This window comes from Anoxybacillus sp. LAT27 (assembly GCF_022030075.1).
GTDB classification, from domain to species: domain Bacteria; phylum Bacillota; class Bacilli; order Bacillales; family Anoxybacillaceae; genus Anoxybacillus; species Anoxybacillus kestanbolensis.
This window is the reverse complement of the sequence record NZ_JAIWYK010000262.1, coordinates 1-240: the sequence shown is the minus strand read 5'-3', so window position 1 is coordinate 240 and position 240 is coordinate 1. Positions and strand designations below refer to the sequence as shown.

General features: G+C 60.8%; 1 pseudogene. It reads left to right on the top strand.

Annotated features, from left to right (window positions below):
- Positions 1-240 (top strand): annotated as a pseudogene (locus LD028_RS09385) (AAA family ATPase); the annotation flags it as partial.

Sequence of the window (240 nt, the reverse complement as noted above, 5' to 3'; positions counted from 1 at the left end):
AATGCCGGCTGGAGCTGGAAGAGACAGGCCGCGACCTGCGCAACCGCCTGCTTCAGTGGCAGCAGCGGGAGCAGGACCTGACCGCGTACGTGCGGGAGAAAAACCGACTGCTGCCCAACCCGGAGAAATACACGGTCAAATACGCCCATTTGCGCATCGAGGGTGAGCGGATCCTGCAGATGCTGCAGGGCGTCTACCGAACGGTATTTGACCGGGAACTTCCCGGTACCGATTACGACT